Annotated in this window: 16 protein-coding genes; 5 read left to right on the forward strand and 11 right to left on the reverse strand. The window is 70.0% G+C overall.

Annotated features, from left to right (window positions below; genetic code table 11):
* Nucleotides 1–260: 260 nt before the first annotated feature.
* The 3 genes from ACFF45_RS00550 (at nucleotide 261) to ACFF45_RS00560 (ending at nucleotide 3,386) form a co-directional block, all read left to right on the forward strand.
* Nucleotides 261–1,334, forward strand: coding sequence for a ParA family protein (locus ACFF45_RS00550; RefSeq protein ID WP_381340553.1), 1,074 nt, complete (start codon nucleotides 261–263; stop codon nucleotides 1,332–1,334).
* Nucleotides 1,331–2,434, forward strand: coding sequence for a ParB/RepB/Spo0J family partition protein (locus tag ACFF45_RS00555; RefSeq protein WP_381340324.1), 1,104 nt, complete (start codon nucleotides 1,331–1,333; stop codon nucleotides 2,432–2,434). Before ACFF45_RS00550 ends, ACFF45_RS00555 begins: the two co-directional genes overlap by 4 nt.
* A 334-nt stretch (nucleotides 2,435–2,768) precedes the next feature.
* Nucleotides 2,769–3,386, forward strand: coding sequence for a GNAT family N-acetyltransferase (locus ACFF45_RS00560; protein ID WP_381340327.1), 618 nt, complete (start codon nucleotides 2,769–2,771; stop codon nucleotides 3,384–3,386).
* A gap of 91 nt (nucleotides 3,387–3,477) precedes the next feature.
* On the opposite strand, the gene trxA is transcribed toward ACFF45_RS00560, so the two are convergent.
* The 7 genes from trxA to ACFF45_RS00595 all read right to left on the reverse strand — a co-directional run bounded on the left by trxA (nucleotide 3,478) and on the right by ACFF45_RS00595 (nucleotide 13,303).
* Entirely contained in the window at nucleotides 3,478–3,810 is a 333-nt protein-coding gene (trxA, locus tag ACFF45_RS00565; protein ID WP_381340330.1) for a thioredoxin, read from the reverse strand.
* Between the two features lie 44 nt (nucleotides 3,811–3,854).
* Entirely contained in the window at nucleotides 3,855–4,823 is a 969-nt protein-coding gene (gene trxB / locus ACFF45_RS00570; RefSeq protein ID WP_381340333.1) for a thioredoxin-disulfide reductase, read from the reverse strand.
* Nucleotides 4,824–4,982: 159 nt separating this feature from the next.
* The gene (locus ACFF45_RS00575) at nucleotides 4,983–5,894 is read right to left on the reverse strand and encodes an RsmA family anti-sigma factor (protein ID WP_381340335.1); all 912 of its coding nucleotides are present in this window, start codon (nucleotides 5,892–5,894) and stop codon (nucleotides 4,983–4,985) included.
* On the reverse strand, nucleotides 5,891–6,616 hold the full coding sequence (gene sigM / locus ACFF45_RS00580; protein ID WP_381340338.1) for an RNA polymerase sigma factor SigM: 726 nt from the start codon (nucleotides 6,614–6,616) through the stop codon (nucleotides 5,891–5,893). The genes ACFF45_RS00575 and sigM overlap by 4 nt, the downstream gene beginning before the upstream one ends.
* Nucleotides 6,617–6,637: 21 nt before the next feature.
* Nucleotides 6,638–8,368 carry a protein kinase family protein gene (locus ACFF45_RS00585; protein ID WP_381340341.1) on the reverse strand — a complete coding sequence of 577 codons (1,731 nt, stop codon included), beginning with the start codon at nucleotides 8,366–8,368 and terminating at the stop codon, nucleotides 6,638–6,640.
* 140 nt (nucleotides 8,369–8,508) lie between these two features.
* A complete protein-coding gene (gene murJ / locus ACFF45_RS00590) occupies nucleotides 8,509–10,881 on the reverse strand; it encodes a murein biosynthesis integral membrane protein MurJ (RefSeq protein ID WP_381340343.1) in 2,373 nt (790 codons plus the stop codon).
* Between the two features lie 43 nt (nucleotides 10,882–10,924).
* Nucleotides 10,925–13,303, reverse strand: coding sequence for a DUF6049 family protein (locus tag ACFF45_RS00595; protein ID WP_381340346.1), 2,379 nt, complete (start codon nucleotides 13,301–13,303; stop codon nucleotides 10,925–10,927).
* 257 nt (nucleotides 13,304–13,560) lie between these two features.
* Here ACFF45_RS00595 and ACFF45_RS00600 point away from each other — a divergent pair, with 257 nt between their 5' ends.
* Nucleotides 13,561–15,000, forward strand: a complete 1,440-nt coding sequence (locus tag ACFF45_RS00600) for a CCA tRNA nucleotidyltransferase (protein ID WP_381340348.1) — start codon at nucleotides 13,561–13,563, stop codon at nucleotides 14,998–15,000.
* A 117-nt stretch (nucleotides 15,001–15,117) separates the two neighbouring features.
* Here the strand turns inward: ACFF45_RS00600 and ACFF45_RS00605 are convergent, their stop codons facing one another.
* The 4 genes from ACFF45_RS00605 to ACFF45_RS00620 all read right to left on the reverse strand — a co-directional run bounded on the left by ACFF45_RS00605 (nucleotide 15,118) and on the right by ACFF45_RS00620 (nucleotide 18,873).
* Complete coding sequence (locus ACFF45_RS00605) at nucleotides 15,118–15,588, reverse strand: LppU/SCO3897 family protein (RefSeq protein ID WP_381340351.1); 471 nt, start codon at nucleotides 15,586–15,588, stop codon at nucleotides 15,118–15,120.
* Nucleotides 15,589–15,707: 119 nt separating this feature from the next.
* Nucleotides 15,708–16,985, reverse strand: coding sequence for an MFS transporter (locus tag ACFF45_RS00610; RefSeq protein WP_381340354.1), 1,278 nt, complete (start codon nucleotides 16,983–16,985; stop codon nucleotides 15,708–15,710).
* A gap of 76 nt (nucleotides 16,986–17,061) precedes the next feature.
* Complete coding sequence (locus ACFF45_RS00615) at nucleotides 17,062–18,144, reverse strand: inositol-3-phosphate synthase (RefSeq protein WP_381340356.1); 1,083 nt, start codon at nucleotides 18,142–18,144, stop codon at nucleotides 17,062–17,064.
* A 45-nt stretch (nucleotides 18,145–18,189) separates the two neighbouring features.
* Complete coding sequence (locus ACFF45_RS00620) at nucleotides 18,190–18,873, reverse strand: PadR family transcriptional regulator (RefSeq protein WP_381340359.1); 684 nt, start codon at nucleotides 18,871–18,873, stop codon at nucleotides 18,190–18,192.
* A gap of 373 nt (nucleotides 18,874–19,246) precedes the next feature.
* Between ACFF45_RS00620 and ACFF45_RS00625 the strand changes: the two genes are divergently transcribed.
* Entirely contained in the window at nucleotides 19,247–21,949 is a 2,703-nt protein-coding gene (locus tag ACFF45_RS00625) for a transglycosylase domain-containing protein (protein WP_381340362.1), read from the forward strand.
* The last annotated feature ends 80 nt before the right edge of the window (nucleotides 21,950–22,029 follow it).

A 22,029-nucleotide genomic window follows, 5' to 3' on the forward strand; every position in this document is an offset into this window, starting at 1 on the left:
GCGCAAGTCGGAGTGTCGCGACAGTCCGGTCACGGCTGCTGTGCATCGTGTTTCACGTGAAACGTCGCTCACTGTTGCACGGCATCATCAGCCGCGGCCGCGCTGCGGCCGAACCCCGCGACCGCAGGCCTCTCGGCCCACTCGGCGAGAGGCCTGCCGGTCCCGACGGGGCTTCGTCCCCCTCGGGGGGGTCGGAGTTGTCCACAGAGGTGGATTTCTCCACAGAACAACAGGGCTCACTGGTTCGCGACCCCGAAGGCATGGGAGGCTCTGTTCATTGCGAGCCTGAAGTCGAGGAGAGTGAATCCTTGCGGTCCGACGCCCACATCGCGGGACCGATGACCGATCCGGTCCCTGGTCCCCGTACCGAGTCGCCGGGGGGCGATGTTTCACGTGAAACACCGCCCCCGATGGACGACACTCCCATCGGTCGTGCTGCCCAACTGGCGGTCGAGGCTCTGGGCCGGGCCGGTGAGGGTCTGCCAAGACCTGAACAGACCCGTGTCATCGTCGTCGCCAACCAGAAGGGCGGCGTGGGCAAGACGACGACGACCGTGAACCTGGCTGCTTCGCTGGCTCTGCACGGCAGCCGTGTTCTCGTGATCGACCTCGACCCGCAGGGCAACGCGTCCACTGCTCTGGGGATCGACCACCACGCCGAAGTCCCCTCGATCTATGACGTGTTGGTCGAGAGCAAGCCGCTCTCGGAGGTAGTCCAGCCGGTTCCCGATGTCGAGGGTCTCTTCTGCGCTCCAGCCACGATCGATCTCGCCGGTGCGGAGATCGAGCTGGTGTCCCTGGTGGCGCGGGAGAGCCGTCTTGAGCGGGCGATCCAGGCCTATGAGCAGCCGCTGGACTACATCCTCATCGACTGCCCGCCGTCGCTCGGCCTGTTGACGGTCAACGCGCTCGTGGCAGGCCAGGAAGTCCTCATCCCCATCCAGTGCGAGTACTACGCGCTGGAGGGCCTGGGCCAGCTGCTGCGCAACGTCGACCTGGTGCGGGGACACCTCAACCCCACGCTGCACGTCTCGACGATCCTGCTCACCATGTACGACGGCCGGACCCGCCTTGCCTCCCAGGTCGCGGACGAGGTGCGCAGCCACTTCGGCGACGAGGTCCTGCGGACGAGCATCCCTCGCTCGGTCCGTATCTCCGAGGCGCCGAGCTACGGACAGACGGTCCTGACCTACGATCCAGGATCGAGCGGTGCCCTCTCCTACCTTGAGGCGGCACGAGAAATCGCGCTGAGGGGCGTCGGCGTCAGCTATGACGCGACGCACGCCCATATCGGCGCCCAGAGCGACAAGAGCATGGTGGAGGGGATCCAGTGAGCGAGCGACGGAGGGGCCTGGGTCGTGGTCTCGGGGCACTGATCCCGGCGGCCCCGACCGAGAAGACACCGGCCCAGGCCGCGGTGGGAGGGGTGGCGTCCACGTCTCCCGCGGCGGTTCCGGTGCTGACCTCCGACCGCGGCGTGGTTGCGGCGAAGGTGGCCACCCTGCCGCCTGCTTCACGTGAAACCGAGGAACCCGTGATCACCGTCGCGGTGGAGCTGCCCGCACCTCCCATGGGCGCCCACTTCGCCGAGCTTCCCCTCGACTCCATCACGCCGAACCCGCGGCAGCCTCGTGAGGTCTTCGACGACGACGCGCTGCAGGAGCTGGTCACCTCCATCAAGGAGGTCGGCCTTCTCCAGCCGGTCGTAGTACGGCAGCTGGGCCCCGCTCGCTACGAACTCATCATGGGTGAGCGGCGCTGGCGTGCCTGCCGCGAGGCCGGGCTTGAGGCGATCCCGGCGATCGTGCGCGCCACGGAGGACGAGAAGCTCCTCCTCGACGCCCTGCTGGAGAACCTGCACCGGGCGCAGCTGAACCCGCTGGAGGAGGCAGCCGCCTACGACCAGTTGCTGAAGGACTTCAGCTGCACGCACGACCAGCTGGCGGACCGCATCGGCCGGTCGCGTCCGCAGGTCTCCAACACCCTGCGTCTGCTGAAGCTCTCACCGGCGGTGCAGCGCCGGGTGGCGGCGGGCGTGCTCTCCGCCGGGCATGCGCGGGCCCTGCTGTCCGTGGAGGACTCGGAGGAGCAGGACCGGCTGGCTCACCGGATCGTGGCCGAGGGCCTCTCGGTGCGCGCCGTCGAGGAGATCGTGACCCTCATGGGTTCGCGGCCCAAGGCGGCTCAGCGTGCCAAGGGACCGCGGGCCGGCGCGCGGGTCTCTCCCGCACTGAGCGACCTCGCGACCCGTCTCTCGGATCGCTTCGAGACCCGGGTCAAGGTCGATCTGGGGCAGAAGAAGGGCAAGATCACCGTGGAGTTCGCCTCCATGGAGGACCTGGAGCGGATCCTCGGCACGCTCGCCCCGGGCGAGGGGCCGGTCCTGCAGACAGGCCTTCTGGAGGGCGGCGACTCCCCGGAGGCGGACGACTGAGGCACCGGTCGGCGAGGTGATCCCGCTCGGCGGGCGTTCGTGCGGGCCGTGTCCGGTGTGTACCGGAACACGGCTCGCACTGTGCTTTTTGGCGGTATCGATGGAATCGCTTCATGGATACGATGCGATCAGGTATGGCGCATCCACCTGGCAGTACGTCTGCGGTACGTCTATGGAGGGCGGGGCCGATGCGAAGGATGAGCCGGATCGGACTGCTGAGTGTGGGACTGGGCCTGGGCGCGGCCGGCGGGTTCGTCGGCAGTCTGCTCAGGGAACGGAGTGCTCTGACGGCCGCCCGCGATGCGGCGGGCGAGGGAAGCGAGGAACAGCCTTCATGGGGCGTCGGCTCGTACCACTCACGCTGGACAACCTTCAGGACCTCCCCCGGCGCTGTCGTACGTGTGTCTTCTGGGAACTCGACCCCGTCCGTGGCGAAGCTGCGCTGAAGGCCGGCACCGCCGCGCTGGAGAAGGAAGCCTGGATCTCGGCCGTCCTGCTGGAGTGGGGTTCTTGCGGACGGGTCGTCTATGTCGATGACACACCGGTGGGCTTCGTCCTCTACGCGCCGCCGGCCTACGTGCCCCGCTCGACGGCGTTCCCGACGAGTCCCGTCTCGCCGGACGCGGTGCAGTTGATGACCGCGTTCATCGTGCCGGAGTATCAGGGGCAGGGACTGGGCCGCGTGATGGTCCAGACGGTGGCCAAGGATCTGCTGCGGCGGGGCTTCAAGGCGATCGAGGCCTTCGGGGACGCCCGCTGGCAGGAAGCGGCCTGTGTGCTGCCCGCCGAGCATCTGCTGGCCGTGGGCTTCAAGACGGTCCGTCCGCATCCCGCCTATCCGCGGATGCGGCTGGAGCTGCGGACGACGCTCTCCTGGAAGGAAGACGTGGAGATGGCGCTGGACCGGCTGCTCGGGGCGGTACAGAAGGAACCTGCGCTGCGACCGCTGTGAAAGCGGTCAAGCGAAGGGGCCAGCCCGGGTGGGTTGGCCCCTTCGTGTTTCACGTGAAACATGCGCGCCGTCCACTCGACGGCGCAGCCCGTCATTCGGCGATGAAGTCCTCGAGGTCGCGCAGGATCGCGGCCTTCGGCTTGGCACCGACGATGGTCCTGGCGACCTCGCCGCCCTGGTAGACGTTCAGGGTCGGGATCGACATCACGCCGTACTTGGCGGCCGTACCGGGGTTCTCGTCGATGTTGAGCTTGACGATCTCGATCTTGTCGCCGTACTCGGCGGCGATCGCTTCCAGGGACGGCGCGATCTGGCGGCACGGGCCGCACCAAGCGGCCCAGAAGTCCACCAGGACGGGCTTGTCGTTCTTGAGGACGTCCTGCTCGAAGGAGTCGTCGGTCACGTTCTTCAGGGTGCCGGCCACGGAGGGCTCCTTAATCGGTTGGTGCGTGGGGCTGGGTGAGGGGGTCAGACAGTGGTCTTCTCGGGCTCGGCCTTCTCCTCGTCCGCGAGGGCGGCGAGGAAGCGCTCGGCGTCCAGTGCGGCGGAGCAGCCGGTGCCGGCCGCGGTGATCGCCTGTCGGTAGGTGTGGTCCACCACGTCACCGGCGCCGAACACACCGGTCACGTTCGTCCGGGTGGAGGGGGCGTCGACCTTCAGGTAGCCCTCCGGGTCCAGCTCCAGCTGGCCCTTGAACAGCTCGGTGCGCGGGTCGTGGCCGATCGCGATGAACAGACCGGTCACCGGCAGCTCGGAGAGCTCGCCGGTCTTGACGTTGCGCAGCTTCAGGCCGGCGAGCTTCTGGTCGCCCTGGATCTCGGCGACCTCGCTGTCCCAGACGAAGGTGATCTTCGGATCGCCGAAGGCACGCTCCTGCATCGCCTTGGAGGCGCGCAGGGTGCCCCGGCGGTGGACGACCGTCACGGACTTGGCGAAGCGCGAGAGGAAGGTGGCTTCCTCCATCGCGGTGTCACCGCCGCCGATCACGGCGATGTCCTGGTCCTTGAAGAAGAAGCCGTCGCAGGTGGCACACCAGGAGACACCGCGGCCGGACAGGGCGTCCTCGTTGGGCAGGCCGAGCTTGCGGTGCTGGGAGCCCGTGGTGACGATCACGGCCTTGGCGCGGTGCACCGTGCCGGCGGTGTCGGTGACGGTCTTGATCTCACCGGTCAGGTCGACGGAGACGATGTCGTCCGGGATGAGTTCGGCACCGAAGCGCTCGGCCTGGGCGCGCATGTTGTCCATGAGCTCGGGGCCCATGATGCCGTCCTGGAAGCCCGGGAAGTTCTCCACGTCCGTGGTGTTCATCAGGGCGCCACCGGCGGTGACGGCCCCCTCGAACACCAGTGGCTTCAGCGACGCGCGCGCGGTGTAGAGCGCCGCCGTGTAGCCGGCGGGCCCGGAGCCGATGATGATCACGTTACGGACGTCGCTCACGGCTTGATTCCTCGTCTCTGGACTGCGTCGTTCGACCGGTGGGAGCCCGTCTCAGAACTCTCACCCCACCCAACGGATCCTAAGGGGCGCGCATTCCCGCTGTGCCCGGGCACACGGAGAGCCGTCCTTCGAGCGGATACCCGAAGAACAGAGGTCTTCTCAGGGCTGTGGGTAGGACTGCTGCAGCAGCACCTCGGCCGAGGCCGACGGTGCCCCCTTCACGCATGTGGCGTCCACGACGTACGCGGTGACCCGTGAGAGGTCCGAGGCGTCGGGCATGACCACGAGCAGGGCCGTCGTCCCCTGGTAGGTGCCGGGCTCGGTCGCCAGGGCGTCGTCGTCGCGCCCGATCCCCTTCTGCACGCACTCGGGCACCGGAGCCGTGGGCTGGGTGAGGATGCGCGGGCCGTCACTGCCGGGGGCGGAGCCCTCACCGAGTTCGCGGGGAGCGCGCGAGGAAGAACCGGGCCGTTCGCGCACGGCGAGGAGGTCCGCGACCTGTTGCTCCAGCCGCCCTCGGGCGAAGGTGTCCGCGGGGCGCCGCTCCTGGGTGGTGGTGCCCTGGTCGCCGCCCCCCATCGAGGACACCAGCAGGGACGCCAGTCCGAGGGCGCCGACCGAGAGGACGGCACCCAGAACCGCGGCCCTGCGCCGCCCGAGGCGCTTGCGCTCCTTGCGGCCCGGCCCGGTCGTGGAGGTGCGGGCCCGGCCCGAGGGGCGGTCCGCGGGGGTCGGTGTTTCACGTGAAACATGCACGCCGCTGTCCGCGCGAGCCACTTCGCGGGGGGCCGGTGCGCTCACCGCGTCCGGCGCCGTGGCCTGGAGCAGCGCCTCCGCAGCGAGGGCGGCGTCGATCCGTCCGGCGATGTCGGCGGGCATGCGTGCCGGGCCCGGCAGGGTGCCGAGCACGCCGCGGATCTCCTCCAGAGAGGCGTAGACGTCCGCGCAGAGCTCGCACTCGTCCAGATGACGCCGTACGTCCGCGGTCCGGGACGGGGGGAGCAGGCCCTCGGTGAGGTCGGAGATCTCCGTGACGTCCGGGTGCCCGGCCGTGCCCGTCGTGGAAGTCACGCTCGCCCACCTCCGCCCTTCACAGCAGTTGAGTCGCTTGGTCCTGCAGTGCGTGAGCCCGCTGCGTGCGGTCCCGCTGCCGGTGGGACGGATGCCCCCTGCGCCCGGTTCCGTCCGGCGGCCGGTTCTTCGTCGTCTCCGGAGTTTCTCGGTCGCAGATGGGTGAGCAGGGGCAGAAGCCTGGCCCTGCCGCGAGCGCAGCGGCTCTTCACCGTGCCGGTCGGCACGTCGAGGACGCGGGCGGCCTCGGCGACCGGGTAGCCCTGCATGTCCACCAGGACCAGGGCGGCGCGCTGATCTGGCGGGAGCGTGCCGAGCGCTTCGAGGAGCTGGCGGTGCAGGTCGTTGCGCTCGGCGGGAGCCGAGGCCGACTCGTGCGGCTCCAGCAGCTGCTCCAGCCGCTCGGTGTCGTCCACGGGAGAGGTCTTGCGTGAGGCGGCCTTGCGGGCGCGGTCGATGCAGGCGTTCACCGTGATCCGGTGCAGCCAGGTGGTGACGGCCGACTGGCCGCGGAAGGTGTGGGCGGCCCGGTAGGCGGAGACCAGGGCGTCCTGGACCGCGTCAGCGGCTTCCTCGCGGTCCCCCAGCGTGCGCAGGGCGACCGCCCAGAGCCGGTCGCGGTGCCGGCGCACGATCTCACCGAAGGCCTCGGGGTCGCCTTCCCCATGGCGGGCCAGCAGGTCCTGATCGCTCGCCGTCTCGTACCCGGCGCCTTCCGCCATCGGACCCCCCTCGGTGAGACGTCAGCCCGTGAACTTCACGTCGGTGACCGCCTGCTTGTAGCCGGCGCCGCTGTAGCCGTCGACCGGCGCGTTCGGCACCGCCGTGATCCACAGCAGTACGTACTGCGTCTTCACCGACTTCGACGCCCTCACCGTCACAGAGGATCCGCTGGTGGTGGCGGTTCCGATCTCCTGCATCCCGTCGATCCCCGTGGAAGGGGTCAGGGCGTCGGCCGCGTAGAGGTGAGCCGTCGTGTGGTCACCCGCGTAGCGGAGCCCTATCGACGCGGCCGAGACCTCCTGCGACGACCCGAGGTCGTAGACGATGCCCACGCCCGGCTTGTAGGGAGCCAGCTCCGGACCGTCGTTGTAGCGATTGGTGCGCCAGTACGTCGAGCTGTCGCCGTCGTACGTGAGGCCGACGTCACCGGGGGCCTGGGCCTCGCCGCTCGCGACGTACTCCTGAGCCCCCTGGATGCCCAGCGGCTTGGCCGGCTTCTGCTGTACGGAGTTCTTGTCGTCGCCGTCCGTCGTCTGCGACTTGTTCGGGTCGTCCGACTGGGTGCCGCGCTCCATCAGCGCGTCCGCGAGCTGCCAGCTGCCCAGCCCCAGCGCGGCGATGAGCAGCGCGGAGACGGCCCACTTCAGGGCCTTGCCGGTACGGCTCTGCAGGGGTGGCGGCGGGGACGGCACCGGCTGGGTGGCGCCGGGGTGCGGTGCCTGGCGGCCGTAGGTGCCCTGCTGGTAGGTCGTGCGCTGGTAATCCGGCGGGGCGGCGAACGCGGGCTCCGGCGGGCGGATGCGGGGCATCTCGCCGATCGCCTTCACCAGCTCCTCCGGCGTCGTGCAGGGGGACTCGTGCCGGGAGGCGGTCGCACCGTCGTTGGCGAGCGCCCGCATGGCGAGCTCCGACAGGCCGCGGTGGACACCGGCGCGCACCTGGTCCGGGGGGATGAGACCGACGTCCTTGGGCAGCCCCGACAGGCCGTAGGCGTCGCTCTCGTACGGCCAGCGCTGGGTGAGCGACGCGTACAGCAGGGCGCCGATCGCCTCGGTGTCGGTGCGCTGCGGGGTGTCGGACGCGATGCCGCGCAGCGCGGCGTTCACGGCCAGGCCGCGGATGCGCCACTGCCCGGTGGACGCGCGCAGGACGGCGTTGGGGTTCAGCCGGAGATGGGCGAGGCCCTCGCGGTGGGCGGCGGCCATGGCGGCGGAGACCTGACTGACCATCTGGTAGGCGTCGTGCGGCTCCAGCGGGGCGGCGGACAGCAGCGTGGTGAGCTCCGTGGCGTCCGGCAGCCACTCGTGCACCACGTACACGAGGTCGTTCTCCTCGACGGCGTCGAGGACCTGCACGAAGCGGGGGTCGCCGAGCAGCGCGGAGGAGCGGGCCGCGGCCAGCACGGAACGGGCCCGGGCGTGGTCCGCGGGCAGGACGTGGACGCCGACCGCGCGGCGCAGCTTCTCGTCCACCGCACGCCAACTGCTGAAACCGTCCAGACGGGTGACGCAGTCCTCGAGCCGGTAGCGTCTGGCGAGCTTGTGACCGCTGTGCAGTTCCGGCGGTGAGGCCTTCGCTCCGGGACCCTCGGTCCCGCCACTCCCCTGTGCCACGTCGTGTTCCGTGTCCCGCTCCGGGTTCTTGGCCACCCCGTCGGCCGTGGACTGGTCCGCCTGGTCCGCCTTGGCGGCCAGCGGCTTGTCGCCGCTGTTGTCTGCCACGTCGACGGCAGCCGTGCTCCGTTCCGCCACCGTCGTTCCTGCCTCCCCATTCATAGCGCGCCGGACGAACTCCGTTGCGCGCCGTCCGACGCCGAAACCAATTGTGCCCACAGTCCGCCGCTATGCACGACACGCGGCGGCGGACGATGGTTGTGCGCGTACCCCCCGATTCAGCGGCCCAGACGCCCTCGGACCATCCCGACGAGCGAGTTCAGCTCCGCGATCCGCATCCGGCGCGCGGCGACGTAGAAGACGCCCAGCAGGACGGCTCCGCCGGCCACCAGCGCGGCGAGGGAGGCGAAGACGCCCTGCCCGAGCGCCTGGGTGATGTAGTAGCAGGCCGCGCCGCTCAGCAGCGCCGCCGGCACCGAGGCGATGCTCAGGCGCGCGTACGTCCGCATCACGCGGGCGCCGTCCAGGTCGCCGCCCAGCCGCTTGCGCAGCCGGCGCCAGGCGACCCCGACGCCGATGACGTAGGCGACGCCGTAGGAGGCGGCCATGCCGACGACGGCCCAGCGGGCGGGAAGCAGCACGTAACACAGGGCCGAGGCGCCGGCGTTGACCGCGGCGACGATGACCGTGTTGTAGAAGGGGGTGCGGGTGTCCTCGTAGGCGTAGAACGCGCGCAGGACGACGTACTGCACCGAGTAGGGGATCAGGCCGAGGCCGAAGGCCATCAGCATGTAGCCCATGTTGGTGGCCGAGGTGGTGCCCGAGGAGCCGAAGATCAGGGTGCACATCGGGACGCCGAGCGCGAGGAAGCCGAAGGCGATCGGCACGATCGCGACGGCCGTCGTGCGCAGGCCCTGGGAGATGTCGTCGCGGACGGCGCCCGCGTCGTCCTCGGCGGCCGAGCGCGAGATGCGCGGCAGCAGGGCGGCCATCAGGGAGACCGTGATGATCGCCTGCGGAAGGCCCCAGATCAGCTGGGCGTTGGCGTAGGCGCTGAAACCGGTACCGGCGATTCCCTCGTCCGAGACCGCGGCGGTGGCCAACTGGGTGACGACGAGCGCGCCCGCCTGGTTGGCGAGGACGAACAGGATCGTCCACTTGGCGAGCACCGCGGCCTTGCCGAGCCCGTGGCCCTTCCAGTCGAAGCGCAGGCGGAGCCGGAACCCGGTCTCGCGCAGGTACGGGATCATCGCCAGCGCCTGGACGACGAGTCCGAGCAGGATGCCGACGCCGAGGAGCCGCTCGCCCGCCGGCGGGATGTTCTCGACCGTCAGGCCGGAGTCGGCGGCGCTGCCGTACACCCAGAGGAACATGCCGAGGGTGACGATGATGACGATGTTGTTCAGGACCGGCGTCCACATCATCGCGCCGAACCGGCCGCGGGCGTTGAGGATCTGACCCATCACCACGTGGATGCCCATGAAGAAGATCGAGGGCAGGAAGTAGCGGGTGAAGGTGACCGCGGTCTCGTTGGCCGCGGGATCCGTGGCGACGGAGGTCGACAGGGCCCGGACCAGGAGCGGCGCGGCGAACACGGCCAGCACGGTGAGGGCGCCGAGGACCACCATGACCAGCGTCAGCAACCGGTTGGCGTAGGACTCGCCGCCGTCGTCGTCCTCCTTCATGGCGCGGACGAGCTGCGGCACGAAGACGGAGTTCAGACCGCCGCCGACGGTCAGGATGTAGATCATCGTCGGCAGCTGGTACGCCACCTGGAAGGCGTCGCCCAGCATGGCGAGGCCGAGCGCCGAGACGATCATCGCCGAACGGACGAACCCGGTGAGGCGGGAGACCATCGTGCCCGCCGCCATCACGGCGCTGGACTTGAGCAGCCCTCCGGCCCGGCCGCCCTTGGCGGGAGCAGCCGAGGCCGCCGAGGCCGCCGGAGCGGCCGGAGCGGCCGGAGCGGCGGGGCCGGGAACGGGTGCGACGGGCCCCGGCTCGGGCACCTGGTACTGCCCGGCGTACGCCTGGGCACCGCCGTACTGCCCCTGCGGGGCGTGCGTCCCGCCGTACTGTCCGGCCTCGTACTGTCCGGCCTCGTACTGTCCCGCCGGTCCGTGTTCCGCGCCCGGCGCGTGCGCCGGCCCCGGCACGCCCGCGTAGTCCGTGGGCGGACGCACACCGGTCTGCTGCTGGTCCCGGAACAGGTGCGCGAAGGCGTCGGGTTCGTGGCGCTGGTCACCGGACTGGGTGATCAGGTCGTCGACACCGACGTACTGGGTCGTGCGCGGGTCGTCGCCGTAGGGCAGGTACTGGGTGGGCCCCGCCGGTTCCGGCGCCGGTGTCTGGGCCCACACGCGCGGGTCGGGGGCGTACGGCGACTGGGGCGGCTGGGCGTACAGCTGCTGCGGCGACGGATACGTGCCCGGGGGCGGCGGCGGGTGCGCGGCGCGGTCGTAGAGCGCCTCGGCGACCGGATCCTGGGCGGCGAGGTCCTGCGCCCGGTAGGGGTCCTGCTCGTAGGCGTCCTGGAGGTACATGTCCGCGGGGTGCTGCGGCGGTACCTGGCCGTGCTCGGGCGGCGGGCCCTCGGGGTGACCCGGGCTGCCCGCAGCCTGGCCGCGGTCACCGTCGTACGGCGCGTTCATGGTTACCCCACCTCATCGTCCCGGGCCCACCGGCCACGACATCTCAACGGTCCACTCTCTCACCCGTCCCGGACGGGTCGGCGCTTTCCGCTGGGGTGTCCGGACCAGGGTCACTCGGCTGCACCGGGGCGGCTGCCCCGGGCCGGTCACCGGACTCCCCCGTGAGACGGTCCGCGGGGGCCTTCGGGTTCTGCGCACCGTCGACGGCGCCCGGGGCGTCCTCCTCGGCCTCCCGGGCGGCGGCGCGCTTGCGCTGGGTGTACATCCGGAAGCCGGCGAGCACGAGCAGCAGCACGCCGCCGCCGATGACCAGCATCACCGTGGCGGTGATCTCGGTGACCCGCACGTCGAAGTAGACCGGCGGGCCGTACGGCTTGCCGTCCTCCGTGAACAGCTGGGCCTTCACCGACACCCGGCCGTTGGCGTTGGCCGAGGTGGCGAACTTCACCGACTGGCTGTGGCCGCCCGAGACGGTGACGGGCTGCTCGGCGTAGCCCGCGCCGCCGATCTCCAGCCGGGTCGGGCTGGTCGAGGTGAGCCGCAGGACCAGGTGGTCGACGTCCTGCACGAGGTTGTTCTGGACGGTCACCGGGATGGTGGCGCTGCGGCCGGAGAGCTTGGTCTCCGACTTGTCGATCAGCGTGACCCCCGCGGCGAGTCCGGCGAGGTAGCGCTCCACGCCCTCGCGGTAGTGCTGCGCCTCGGTGGTCCGGCCGCGCCACGACGTGGACATCTCACGGTTTATGGCGCGCCCGAAGGGCGTCACCACGCGGGACTGGTCGGTCAGGATCACCCTGAAGTCGTCGAGCTCGGTCTGGGTCCGCGCGATCTGCTCGAAGGCCGAGCGCCGCAGTTCCTGCCCGCGCAGCGCGGCGGGGTAGTCGGAGGCCGGCGGCACCGTCCTGCTGGCCGCGGGGTCCGGCTTGGCCTTGGCGGCCGCGCCGAGGTCCTGCGACTCGCTCCAGCCGCCGCTCTGCAGCTCCGTGATCGCCTCGGCCATGGCCTGCGCCTGGCTCGCGGTCGGCATGCGCTGCGGGGCGACGACGATGCTGCGCTGCTGGTTCGTCTGGAGGTTCAGGGCGAGGCTCTGGGCGAGGAAACGCTGCACGGCCAGCGTCCTCGCGGAGGCCTTCGTCAGGTCACCCTGGAAGGCTGTGGACAGCCGTGCGTCCGCGACCACCGCCGTGGTGCCGCCCCCGATGGGGCGGGCCGCGGACGGCGTGTACGACAGGCCCCCGCTCTCCTCCAGGCTGTCGCTGCGGGCGATCACCTTGTCGGCGCCGGCGGAGGTGGCGACCTTGAGGATCGACGGGTCCACGGCGCCGTCGACGGGCCAGGCGAAATCGGTGTCCGGCTTCACGTGGAGGATCGGCTCCACCGTGTTCGCGACGACGTCCGTGGCCTCCTTGAGACGGCTCAGCGATCCGGTGACGTCCGTGCCGTTGTGGGCGAGGGAGGCCAGGTCCGGGTCGGCGTAGGGCAGGGCGACGACCTCCTTGTCCACCACCGCCTGCTGCAGATCGGCCAGCCACTGCTTGGCGACCGCCTGGTGCGGGCCGGCCGCGGTGGTGTCGCCGTCGCTCCGCACGCGGTAGCCGCGTGCCATCGAGTCGACCGAGGCGAGCAGGTCCGGGTCGATCACCCAGGTGACGTCGAGGTTCCGGCCCAGCGACACGAGCTGCTCCAGGCGGCCGCCCGGGGAGATATCCGCGGCCAGCTCGTCGTCGTGGAAGACGGGCGTCTGCTGCTCGTTCGACCCGGTCTCCGCCGTCATGTGCGCGGTCGAGACGAGGGGCCACAGGAACGTCGTCCTCGTCGTCGTGTCCGCCGCTTCGGGCTGCCACGGCAGGAACGTCCGCTGGATGCCCAGCACCTGGTCCCAGGGCTGCGCGGACGTCTCGCCCGAGAGGGAGACGCCGAGCTGGTAGACGCCGCTGCCGCCGAGGTCCAGCTCGTCGATCGGCACGGAGATGGTGAAGCGCCGCGCGACGCCCGGCGTGAGCTCGGCGAACTCCTGGCGGTACGCGTCGTCGACCTGCGTGCCGTCCTTGTCCGGCGAGTACCCGGTGCGCCTGGCGGCGCTCTCGATCGACGAGCGCGTGGTCATCTCGGGGCCGGTGCGCAGGTCCACATGGGCGCCGGTGACCGGCCGCTCGCCGAGGTTGGTCACCGTGCCGGAGACGGTCAGGGTGTCGCCCTCGGTGGGGGCGGCGGGGCTGAGCGAGTCCACGGCGACGGTCACGGTGCGGGAGCCGGAGGCCTGCGGTGCGGAGGCCTGCCCGGCGGCGTCCGCCGCGGGGGCCGCGGGCAGCTGGAACACCCCCGCCAGCAGCGGCGCCCCGGCCAGCAGCGCTCCGGTACGCCTCAGCCACCGGCGGGCAGGTGAGGGACTGGTCCCCTGGAAGTCTGCCGCCTCGGCCACGCGCTCGCCCGTCCCTCGTCGTCGTCAGTGGTCGTCGCAATGTGCGTCCACGCATGGTAACGATGCCCGCTGAGGGGAAGTGCCGCGGTCTGTCCACAAGATCGGCACCACGACTGGCCGCTGCCCCGAATGTGCCCCTATAAAGAGGAACGCTTCCGTACGCCGTGAGGGCAGCTCCTGAGCCGTGCCGGCGCCCCTGTTCGCCCGCCCTTCATCGAGACGCTCGCGGTCGTCCGGGCCACGTACCCTGTTCTGTTGTGCCGAACGCCAACGATGACACCAGTGCCCTGAGTCAGGTGCCGCCCCGCGCGATGAGTGAGCCGCTGCGGGTCGCGCCTGTCGCCGTCGACCTCGCCCGCCGTTTCCAGGAGGCCGGGTTCTCACTCGCCCTGGTCGGCGGCTCGGTCCGGGACGCGTTGCTCGGCCGGCTCGGCAACGATCTGGACTTCACGACCGACGCCCGCCCCCAGGACGTCCTGAGCATCGTCCGGCCGTGGGCGGACTCCGTCTGGGACGTCGGGATCGCCTTCGGCACGGTCGGTGCCCAGAAGGACGGCTTCCAGATCGAGGTGACGACCTACCGCTCGGAGGCCTACGACCGGACCTCCCGCAAGCCGGAGGTGTCGTACGGCGACTCCATCGAGGAGGATCTCGTCCGGCGCGACTTCACCGTGAACGCGATGGCCGTCGCGCTGCCGGAGAACACGTTCATCGACCCGCACGGCGGGCTCGATGACCTGGCGGCGAAGGTGCTGCGCACGCCGGGCACCCCGGAGGAGTCCTTCTCCGACGACCCGCTGCGGATGATGCGGGCCGCCCGCTTCGCGGCCCAGCTCGACTTCGAGGTGGCACCCGAGGTCGTCACGGCGATGAAGGAGATGGCCGGGCGCCTGGAGATCGTCTCGGCGGAGCGGGTGCGGGAGGAGCTGAACAAGCTGGTCCTGTCCCGGAATCCGCGCAAGGGCCTGACGCTGCTGGTCGACACCGGTCTGGCCGACCATGTGCTGCCCGAGCTGCCGGCGCTGCGGCTGGAGCGGGACGAGCACCATCGCCACAAGGACGTCTACGACCACACGCTGATCGTCCTGGAGCAGGCGATGGCGCTGGAGGAGGAGGGCCCCGACCTGACCCTCCGCCTGGCCGCGCTGCTGCATGACATCGGCAAGCCGCGCACGCGTCGCTTCGAGAAGGACGGGCGGGTCTCGTTCCACCATCACGAGGTGGTCGGCGCGAAGATGACCAAGAAGCGGATGACCGCGCTGAAGTACTCCAACGAGCTGGTGAAGGACGTCTCGCGCCTGGTCGAGCTGCACCTGCGCTTCCACGGCTACGGCACCGGCGAGTGGACCGACTCCGCGGTACGCCGCTACGTCCGTGACGCCGGCCCGCTGCTCGACCGGCTGCACCAGCTGACCCGCTCGGACTGCACCACGCGGAACAAGCGCAAGGCGGCCGCGCTCTCCCGGGCGTACGACGGCCTGGAGGAGCGCATCTCCCAGCTCAAGGAGCAGGAGGAGCTGGACGCCATCCGGCCCGACCTGGACGGCAACCAGATCATGGACATCCTGGGGATCAAGCCGGGCCCCGAGGTCGGCCAGGCGTACAAGCACATGCTGGAGCTGAGGCTGGAGCACGGGCCGATGGAGCACGGCGAGGCGGTCGCGGCGCTCAAGCAGTGGTGGGCCGAGCAGGGCTGAGTTCGTGGAACCGCTCGATGTTTCACGTGAAACATCGAGCTGTCACGAGGTCTCCCAGGATACGAAGAGGGGCGATGTTTCACGTGAAACATCGCCCCTCGGCACGTCCGGTGCGCGCTACTTGTTGTCCCCCAGGCACAGGACGAACGAGTCACTGCCCTCCGTCCACTCGATCGCCGCGGTCGTGCCCTGGACCGACTGGCAGGCGAGCATGGAGAGGCTGGTGCTGTCGTCCTTCTTGAGGACCTTGTACTGGGCCTTGGTGTCGGTGCAGTCCAGCTGCTCGATCTCCGGGGACTCGTCGCTTCCCTTGTTGGTCAGGCAGTCGCCGACGGCCAGCTGCTTGGTGTCGTCGTTGCCGACGTACCAGCCGACGGCCGCGAAGATGAGGCCGGCGACGACGACGGCTATGCGCAGGTACTGCTTGATTCCGCGCCTCGGCCGCTGCGGCGCGACCGGCACGGTGGGCACCGCGCCCTGGGGCGGGAACGGCGCCTGGCCCTGGGGCTGACCGTAGGGCTGCTGACCCTGGGCGTAAGGGTTCTGGCCCTGTGCGAACGGGTTGCCCTGGGGCGGGGTGGTGGTCACTTGGGTCCCCCTGGAGACATGGGTGCGTGACGCGGCAGAACGACGCGCATAAAGATCGAATAAGACCCACGTAAGTTATCGGCTCCCACTGACAGTGCCCAGCCGGGAGCGAGTCTGTGTCACTGATGTGACAGTTGCCGGTGCTCAAAGCGGGCCATAGCCACCGCAACCGCCGCGTAGATAGCTGCCACGGTCAGCACCAGGGGCACCGAGCGCCCGTCCGGAGGCAGCATCAGGGCGGCGACTCCGGCAGCGGCGACGAAAGCGGCGTTGAACAGGACGTCGTAGAGGGAGAAGACCCGGCCCCGGAAGCCGTCGTCGACCGAGGACTGCACGATCGTGTCCGTGGAGATCTTCGCTCCCTGGGTGGTCAGTCCGAGGACGAAGGCCGCGACCAGGAGGGGCCCGGTGGCGAAGGGGAGTCCGAGGGCCGGCTCCAGGAGGGCGGCGGACCCCGCGCAGAGGACGATCCAGCGGCCGGGGCCCAACCGGCCGGCGGCCCACGGGGTCAGGACCGCCGCGGCGAAGAAGCCGGCGCCCGAGACGCCCACCGCCAGACCCAGCAGGGTGAGACCGTCGTCGGTGCTCGTGGTGAGGGCGTAGCGGCAGAGCATCAGCAGCATGACCGTCAGGGCGCCGTAGCAGAACCGCATCAGGGTCATCGACGCGAGCGCCCAGGCGGCCTGCCGTCGCGCGGGGTGGGCGAGGTGGCGCAGGCCGGCCACGAGGTCGCGGGCGGTCCCGGAGAGCGCGGCCCGCAGTCGCGGCTGCACCTGGTCGCGGTCGGGGCCCAGCAGGTCCCGCCCGATGCGCAGGGCGGCCAGCGCCGAGCAGAGGTACAGCGCGGCCCCCACCAGCACCACGGCGGCGTCCGAGCCCGCGAGAACCAGCCGGACCACGAAGGCGAGACCGCCGCCGGCGGTCGCCGCCAGGGTGCCGGCCGTCGGGGAGAGCGAGTTGGCCATCACCAGGCGGTCCCCGTCGACCACGCGGGGCAGCGCGGCGGACAGGCCCGCCAGGACGAAGCGGTTGACGGCGGTGACGCACAGGGCGGAGACGTAGAAGAGCCAGTCCGGGACCTGCGCGATCATCAGCACCGCCGTCGCCGAGGCCAGCAGCGCGCGCAGCAGGTTGCCGTACAGGAAGACCTGGCGGCGGCGCCAGCGGTCGAGCAGGATGCCGGCGAAGGGGCCCACCAGGGAGTACGGCAGCAGCAGGACCGCCATGGCCGAGGCGATCGCGGCGGGTGAGGTCTGCCGCTCGGGGGAGAAGACCACGTAGGTGGCGAGGCCGACCTGGTACACGCCGTCGGCGCCCTGGGAGAGCAGCCGCACGGCGAGCAGCCGGCGGAAGTCCCGGAAGCGGAGCAGGACGCGTAGATCACGTACGACGGCCATGGGCACAGCCTCACATACGGGGAGGGCCCCCGGGCACACTGCCTCGGGGGCCCTCAGCCCGGAAGGGGGGCGAGCCTCAGCGCTCGACCTCGCCCTTGATGAACTTCTCGACGTTCTCGCGGGCCACGTCGTCGAAGTACTGGACCGGCGGGGACTTCATGAAGTAGCTCGACGCGGAGAGGATCGGACCGCCGATGCCGCGGTCCTTGGCGATCTTCGCGGCGCGCAGGGCGTCGATGATGACACCGGCCGAGTTCGGGGAGTCCCAGACCTCGAGCTTGTACTCCAGGTTCAGCGGGACGTCACCGAAGGCGCGGCCCTCCAGGCGGACGTAGGCCCACTTGCGGTCGTCCAGCCAGGCGACGTAGTCGGACGGGCCGATGTGGACGTTCTTCTCGCCGAGGTCCCGGTCGGGGATCTGCGAGGTGACGGCCTGCGTCTTGGAGATCTTCTTGGACTCCAGGCGCTCGCGCTCGAGCATGTTCTTGAAGTCCATGTTGCCGCCGACGTTCAGCTGCATCGTGCGGTCCAGGATCACGCCCCGGTCCTCGAACAGCTTCGCCATGACGCGGTGCGTGATGGTGGCGCCGACCTGCGACTTGATGTCGTCACCGACGATCGGGACGCCGGCCTCGGTGAACTTGTCCGCCCACTCCTTGGTGCCGGCGATGAAGACCGGGAGGGCGTTGACGAAGGCGACCTTGGCGTCGATGGCGCACTGGGCGTAGTACTTCGCCGCGTCCTCGGAGCCGACGGGCAGGTAGCAGACGAGGACGTCGACCTGCTTGTCCTTGAGGACCTGGACGATGTCGACCGGCTCCTCGGCGGACTCCTCGATGGTCTGGCGGTAGTACTTGCCCAGGCCGTCGAGGGTGTGGCCGCGCTGGACGGTCACGCCGCTGCTCGGCACGTCGCAGATCTTGATGGTGTTGTTCTCGGAGGCGCCGATGGCGTCCGCGAGGTCGAGGCCGACCTTCTTCGCGTCGACATCGAACGCGGCGACGAACTCCACGTCACGGACGTGGTAGTCGCCGAACTGGACGTGCATCAGGCCGGGGACCTTGGACGCCGGGTCGGCGTCCTTGTAGTACTCGACTCCCTGCACCAGCGACGCGGCGCAGTTGCCGACGCCGACGATGGCTACGCGAACCGAACCCATTCCGGTTGCTCCCTGTGTGTACTCGGTGAGGCCCTGACGGGGACCTCACGTGGCGGTGTCGTCGGACGAGTCCGGCCGGGAGGTGTCCCCGGGCCGGGGCAGGTCGCCCGACGCTCCAGTGGTGGTGTCCTGCTGAGCGGGCCCCCCGGTGGCGGAACCGCGAAGGTCCCGCCCGGCCCGCTCGCTCTCGATGAGCTCGTTCAGCCAGCGCACTTCGCGCTCCACGGACTCCATCCCGTGGCGCTGGAGCTCGAGGGTGTAGTCGTCGAGGCGCTCCCGGGTGCGGGTCAGGGAGGCGCGCATCTTCTCCAGACGCTCCTCCAGCCGGCTGCGGCGGCCCTCCAGGACGCGCATGCGGACATCGCGGGAGGTCTGGCCGAAGAAGGCGAACCGGGCGGCGAAGGTCTCGTCCTCGTACGCGTCCGGGCCCGTCTGCGCGAGCAGCTGCTCGAAGTGCTCCTTGCCCTCCGGTGTCAACCGGTAGACGATCTTGGCGCGGCGGCCGGCGAGCGGAGCGGCGAGGGCGTCCTCGGAGGTGTTCCCCGGCTCCTCGATCAACCAGCCGTTGGTGACCAGCGTCTTGAGGCAGGGGTACAGCGTCCCGTAGCTGAACGCCCGGAACACGCCCAGTGACGTATTGAGTCGTTTGCGCAGCTCATACCCGTGCATCGGTGATTCGCGGAGCAGGCCGAGTACGGCGAACTCGAGGATCCCGGAACGCCGGCTCATCGTCGCCTCCTCTCTGCCGCGGTGGTGCCGTCACTGTCTTATGTCGCGCTGATGTATCGACTCGATACATCACGACGATAGAACGGCGCTTGGATTGCGACAAGGGGCTGAATCGTGAACGGCGTCACATCACCGATAAGCAGGAAGCAACTTGCCGGATTTGGGGTGAATTTATGGACTAGGCGCGTTTTGGTGCTGCGTAGTCTGTGCCGCATGCACACCACCGGGAACCAAGTTGCCTCCGGGGGCGTCCTTGTCCTTGGTGCAGTACGGGTGAATGCGGAACCTGCCACATCCGTACTTCGGGGGGACCGGAAACCAGCCGCCGTTTCCAGGCGCGCCCAGGTGCGCCTGCCCTAGGAGTAGTCGTTCGATGAGCGAGCACCGTCGCAAACCGCCGCAGCCGCAGGGAGGCGGACGTGCCGCGGCCCGACGCGGCACGTCCGGTTCGTCCCCCGGCCGCCGTGCGGCACCGCGAGGCGCCACCGGGTCTCCTTCCGACGCGTACGGGTCGGGTCCCTCTGGGCCGGAAGGCGAGGAGCGGCCGTACGGCGGCCGCGCCGAGGCCCGGCGCGCGGCACAGAGGAGCGGTGGCGGCCGGCGCAGAGCGGCCGACCCCGGCCGGGGCGGCCGGCGGTCCGGCGCGGCCGGTCCGGCGCGCGGGCGCGCGGGCGCGGACCAGAGGCGGATCATCGACTACCCGCGCGCGGGCAAGTACGGGTGGCGCCGCTGGGTGCCCTCCTGGAGGCTTGTCTCGGGCCTGTGCCTCGGCTTCTTCGGCAGCATGGTGGCGGTCGCGGGCATCGGGTACGCCATGGTGGGCGTCCCGAACGTCGCGCAGGCGGCCAGGGCGCAGAACAACGTCTACTACTGGTCCGACGGCACCGAGATGGTGTCCACGGGCGGGGAGACGAACCGGCAGATCATCAATCTGTCGCAGATCCCCAAGAACATGCGCAACGCGGTCATCTCGCAGGAGAACAAGACTTTCGAGACGGACAGCGGCATCGACCCGAAGGGCATCGCCCGAGCGGTGTTCAACATGGCCCGGGGCGGTGAGACGCAGGGTGGCTCCACCATCACCCAGCAGTACGTCAAGAACGCCATGCTGGACGACCAGTCGCAGACGGTCAGCCGCAAGTTCAAGGAGCTCTTCGTCTCCATCAAGGTGGGCGCCTCCGTCCCCAAGGACGACATCATGGAGGGCTACCTCAACACCGCGTACTACGGCCGCAGCGCCTTCGGTATCCAGGCCGCCGCGCGCGCCTACTTCAACAAGGACGCCATCAGGCTGAACGCGGGCGAGTGCGCGTTCCTGGCGGCCATGCTCAAGGGCGCCACCTACTACGACCCCGCCGGTGCCACGTCCATCGACCCGGCCGCCACGGAGTCGGCGAACAAGCGCCGGGCCCTGCGCCAGATGCAGGACACCCTGGACAAGATGGTCGAGTACGGGCATCTGAGCGCGGCGGAGCGGGCCAAGTACACCACGCTGCCCAAGGTCGAGAACCCCCGGGCCAACCGGGCGCTGAGCGGCCAGGTCGGTTACCTGGTGGACCTCGCCAACGGCTACCTGCTGAACAACAGCGAGACGACCAAGGTCACCGAGCGCAAGCTCCGCGAAGGCGGCCTCTCGGTCTACACGACCTTCGACAAGAAGAAGGTCGACGAACTCGAGAAGGCGGTCAAGAAGGTCCAGCAGGCCAACATCGACCCCGAGAAGCGCCCCGGCACGGACACCCACGTCCAGTTCGGCGGTGCCTCGGTGGATCCGGCCACCGGTGCCATCGTGGCCATCTACGGCGGTGAGGACGCGACCAAGCACTTCACCAACAACGCCAACGAGACCGGTGCCCAGGTCGGATCGACGTTCAAGCCGTTCGTGCTCGCGGCCGCCATGAGCTGGGGCGTCCGTGACCCCGACCTCGGCCCCACCCAGGCCCAGGACGAGCGCACCGTCGTCTCCCCCAAGAGCCTGTACAGCGGCGAGAACAAGCTCAAGATCCAGAATTACGACAAGTCGGTCTGGCACAACGACAAGGGCGAGGAGTGGCTCCAGGTCAACGACGGTGACGAGACGTACGGCGAGGCACCGAACTACCAGATCGACCTCCGTGAGGCGATGCAGTTCTCGGTGAACTCGGCGTATGTGCAGCTCGGCATGGACGTCGGCCTGGACAAGGTGAAGGAGGCGGCCGTCGACGCCGGCGTGCTGGAGAGCAGCCTGGCCGGCATCGACTACCCGTCGTTCTCCCTCGGCACCTCCGACCCCAGCGCCATCCGGATGGCGGGCTCGTACGCCACCTTCGCGGCCAGCGGCAAGCAGCGTGACCCCTACTCCGTGCAGAAGGTCACGGACAAGGACGGCACGCTCTACGAGCACGAGACGCAGGCCAAGCAGGCCTTCACCGCGAAGGTCGCCGACAACGTCACCGACGTGCTGAAGACCGTGGTCGAGGAGGGCACGGGTACCAACGCCCAGCTGACGGGCCGGGAGGTGGCCGGCAAGACCGGTACCACCGACGGCAACAGGTCGGCCTGGTTCGTCGGCTACACCCCTCAGCTGTCGACCGCGATCAGCATGTTCCGGTACCCGGACGACGAGAACATCAAGAACCGTACGTTCCTGGAGATGTACGGAACCGGTAACCAGAAGTCGATCCACGGTGCCTCGTTCCCGTCCGAGATCTGGCACGACTACATGGAGCAGGCCCTGAAGGGTGAGCCGGTCAGGAAGTTCCCGGTACCGGAGCCCATCGGCACGGTCGTCAACGAGCTGCCCCCGCCCCCTCCGACTCCGACGGTCATCGAGACCGAGGAGGAGAGCCCGAGCCCGACACCGTCGCCCACCCCGTCCGAGACCACTCCCTCGCCCACGCCGAGTGACACCTGCAGGCCCTTCGAGTGGAACTGCGAGGACACCGGCGGCACGGAGAACGGTGGTACGGACACCGGTGGCACCGACGGTGGAGTGAGCACCTCGCCCGTCCCCACGGAGACAGGTGAGGAGAGCGGGAGCAGCAACGGCAACGGGAACGGCAACGGAGGCGGCCTCTTCGGAGGCGTGGACGATTAGCCGCCGTATCGCCCATCAAGGGTGTTCCACGTGAAACCGGATCGGTGTTTCACGTGAAACAGGGCCGCCGCACCGCACAG

It is taken from the genome of Streptomyces cinereospinus, from assembly GCF_042430725.1.
GTDB lineage: Bacteria > Actinomycetota > Actinomycetes > Streptomycetales > Streptomycetaceae > Streptomyces > Streptomyces cinereospinus.